Source organism: Streptomyces lushanensis, assembly GCF_001700515.1.
In the GTDB taxonomy this organism is placed as follows: Bacteria; Actinomycetota; Actinomycetes; order Streptomycetales; family Streptomycetaceae; genus Streptomyces; species Streptomyces lushanensis.
The window spans coordinates 1-3,365 of the sequence record NZ_MAUD01000042.1; the positions used below are offsets into that span (position 1 = coordinate 1).

Annotated in this window: 4 protein-coding genes and 2 pseudogenes; 4 read left to right on the top strand and 2 right to left on the bottom strand. The window is 69.4% G+C overall.

Going from position 1 to position 3,365, the window contains the following annotated elements:
* Window positions 1-138 precede the first annotated feature (138 nt).
* The 4 genes from BFF77_RS03695 (at window position 139) to BFF77_RS36150 (ending at window position 2,879) form a co-directional block, all read left to right on the top strand.
* Window positions 139-1,371 carry a cytochrome P450 gene (locus BFF77_RS03695; protein ID WP_066943727.1) on the top strand — a complete coding sequence of 411 codons (1,233 nt, stop codon included), beginning with the start codon at window positions 139-141 and terminating at the stop codon, window positions 1,369-1,371.
* Window positions 1,372-1,466: 95 nt separating this feature from the next.
* Window positions 1,467-1,661: a ferredoxin gene (locus BFF77_RS03700; RefSeq protein WP_066943721.1), complete on the top strand. Its 195-nt coding sequence runs from the start codon at window positions 1,467-1,469 to the stop codon at window positions 1,659-1,661.
* A 139-nt stretch (window positions 1,662-1,800) separates the two neighbouring features.
* On the top strand, window positions 1,801-2,241 hold the full coding sequence (locus tag BFF77_RS03705; RefSeq protein ID WP_066943723.1) for a hypothetical protein: 441 nt from the start codon (window positions 1,801-1,803) through the stop codon (window positions 2,239-2,241).
* Complete coding sequence (locus BFF77_RS36150) at window positions 2,238-2,879, top strand: hypothetical protein (RefSeq protein ID WP_066943725.1); 642 nt, start codon at window positions 2,238-2,240, stop codon at window positions 2,877-2,879. Before BFF77_RS03705 ends, BFF77_RS36150 begins: the two co-directional genes overlap by 4 nt.
* Before the next feature lie 85 nt (window positions 2,880-2,964).
* Here the strand turns inward: BFF77_RS36150 and BFF77_RS36540 are convergent.
* Window positions 2,965-3,084, bottom strand: a pseudogene (locus BFF77_RS36540) (endonuclease/exonuclease/phosphatase family protein); the annotation flags it as partial.
* 2 nt (window positions 3,085-3,086) lie between these two features.
* Window positions 3,087-3,365, bottom strand: a pseudogene (locus tag BFF77_RS36545) (endonuclease/exonuclease/phosphatase family protein); the annotation flags it as partial.

Here is a 3,365-nt window from a genome sequence, read left to right on the forward strand (position 1 = left end):
GCACCGGTCGCGACCGGTGCGTACCCCCCTCACCACCATCGCCCCGAGTCACCACCGTTCCCCCGAGCGTCTCCGTCCTCCCTGTCCTCTCCCCCACCAACCGCGAGCAAGCCGCGGACACCCCCCTTGGAGCACACGATGACCAGTACGGTCCAGCCCCCGGTCGGTGAAAGCCCGTCGGGAATACCGGAGTTCCCGATGCCGAGGGCGGCGGGCTGCCCCTTCGACCCGCCCCCGACCGCCACGGCCAAGCAGAAGGAGGCCCCGCTCGCCAGGGTGCGGCTGTGGGACGGCAGCACCCCGTGGCTGGTGACCCGCTACGCCGAACAGCGGGCCCTGCTTTCCGACCCGCGGGTCAGCGCCGACATCACCCGCCCCGGCTACCCGAACGGGGCACCGCTCCCGCCCGGCGGCGGATCCATCAGCTTCATCCTGATGGACGATCCCGAACACGCCCGGCTGCGGCGCATGGTGACCGCTCCCTTCGCCGTCAAGCGCGTGCGGGCGATGCGTCCGGCCATCCAGAAGATCGTCGACGAGCTGATCGACACCATGCTGGCCGGTCCGAAGCCGGCCGACCTGGTCGAGGCGTTCGCCCTGCCCGTGCCCTCCCTCGTCATCTGCGAACTGCTCGGAGTCCCCTACAGCGACCACGACTTCTTCCAGGACAACAGCAGGATCATCATCAAGCGGGACGCCGAACCCGAACAACGCGCCTCCGCCATGCGCGCGCTGAACTCCTATCTGGACGAACTCCTGGGCGAGAAGCTCGCCGCACCCGCCGAAGACCTCCTCTCCGGCCTCGCCGAGCGGATCAAGGGCGGGGAGCTGACGCGGCAGGAGGCGGCGCAGATGGGGGTGCTGCTGCTGATCGCCGGGCACGAGACCACCGCCAACATGATCGCCCTCGGCACACTCGCCCTGCTCGAACACCCCGACCAGCTCGCCCTTCTGCGCGACAACGACGACCCCGCACTCGTCACCTCCGCCGTGGAAGAACTCCTCCGCTACCTCAACATCGTCCACAACGGCCGCCGCCGCGTGGCCCTTGAGGACATCGAGATCGCGGGCCAGGTCGTCCACGCCGGCGAGGGCCTGATCATGGCCAACGACATCGCCAACCGTGACCCCGGCACCTTCCCCGAACCCGATCGCCTCGACCTCACCCGCGACGCCCGCCACCACATCGCCTTCGGCTTCGGCATCCACCAATGCCTCGGCCAGCCCCTGGCCCGCCTGGAACTGGAGATCGTCTACAGCACCCTCTACCGCCGCATCCCCACCCTCCGACTCGCCACCGAACTCGACCGCATCCCCTTCAAACACGACGGAACCGTCTACGGCGTCTACGAACTCCCCATCACCTGGTGACCCGCACCCGCCCCAGCGTCACCTGAGGCCAGAGCCACCTGAAGCCCGGCACCCACACCCCCATGAACAGCACCACCGAAGGAGACAGAGACCCCGTGAAAGTCACCCTCGACCAGGACAAATGCGTAGCCTCCGGACAGTGCGTCGTCGCGGCGGCCGAGGTGTTCGACCAGCGCGACGAGGACGGCATCGCCGTGCTCCTCAACCCCGATCCCCCGGCCCGGCAGGCCGACGACACCCGCCACGCCGCGGCCGTCTGCCCCGCACTCGCCATCCACATCCAGGAATGACGCAGCGCCAGGAGTGACATCCCGGGCCCGGGACCCAGTCTCCTCGCTCTCCGGCGGAACAGGGAGACCCCGGCGCTCGATTCATTACTTTGTGTGACTCACCGTGACCGAGCGTCGTGTCAGATGGCATGGTGGAGCCATGAAGATGATCAGGGCTCTCACCGCGGCGACCGTCACGGTGGCCGCTCTCCTCGCCGCACCCGCCGCGCCCGCGCACGCGGCGCCGTACTGGAACAAGAACGTCACGTGCAAACAGACCGACCCGGAGGGCCGGGTCATCCCCACGCGCATGGGAAACCATGAGCTCGGGTGGAATCACTTCTCCGGCAAGCACAACATCAGAAAGTGCGCGATCGTCAACGCGGCTCTCGCCGGTAAGGTCGACAAGAAGAACGGCGCCCGGCTCGAATACTGGGGCTACGCGATCAACGGCAGCCGCCGGGTGCCGATCGTCGTCATCGTCCAGTACGCGCGGAAGACATCCGACGGACGGTACGACGCGGGCGCCGGGCAGAGGATCGGCGTCATCACCGCCTACTGCAAGGGCACGAACAAGTGCCCCAACTGGATCAACGGATGACGTCCACGGATGAGGAGATCGCGGAGCAGCAGGCGGACATCACCCGTCTGCTGCTCCATCACATCCACGCACCGCTCGTCGGCACCCAGTACATCCGGGGCATCCTGCCCGTACCGCCGCCCGCCGAAGCCGTCCGGATCGTCACCGGCACCGACCACACGCCGGACCGGCTGACGGCCTACGAGGTCCCTCTGCGCGTGGGCGAGGACCCGGTCGTCGCGGGCGACATCACCGGCGTCCTGCGCACGTTGCTCACCGGTACCCGCCTCTACTCCAGCGACAGCGTGAGCACCGTGATGGGCATGACCCTCGTCCGTGTGGACCTGGCGGCCGTGGACGAGACCACCGCCACCGCCGACGACAACGCCCTGATCATCCTGCGCGGCATCGCCTGCCCCTTCACCGAGGAACAGCCGGACCCGCGCCTGCGGGGTTTCCTGTTCCTGGACCAGGACCGGCTGCGTCTCTATGTCGACACCGAGGACATCCCCGGGGTGATCGCCGCCGACGTCCGCCCCTCCGGCGCCATCACCGCCCTGCTCGCGGCCCTGCCGTCCCTGATCACCGAGGAGGAGCGCAGGACGCCGGCCGGCGGCGATCCCCACTGCTCCCATCTGGTGGACCTCACCGACTGGTAGGAGCGGCGAAGCCCGGCACCACCGCCGGCGAGGCGCGGCGCGCACGGCCCGGCCGCCGCGTACGGAATCCGGCGGGACCGCTCCTTCAGCCGAGTGTGATCTCGGCCGCGACCGGCAGATGGTCGCTGCCGGTGGCGGGCAGGGTACGGATGTGGCCGACGCTCGCCGAGCGGGCCATGACCTGGTCGATCCTGGCCAGCGGGAANNCGACCGTGCCGTTGAGGTCGCCCAGCAGGATCACCGCTCTCAGCTCCTCGGCGGCGACGGCCTCGCCCAGCAGGCCGGCGCTCTCGTCGCGCCAGGAGGACGCGAAGCCGCTCGCCCCGACTCGGACCGAGGGCAGATGCGCGACATACACCGCCAGTTCGCCGTGCGGAGTGTGGACCACGGTCCGCAGCCCGCGGCTCCAGCCGTCCCTGATCCCCCGGGGTTTGATGTCCAGCGGCCGGGTGCCGGTCAGCGGATGCTTCGACCAGAGTCCGACGG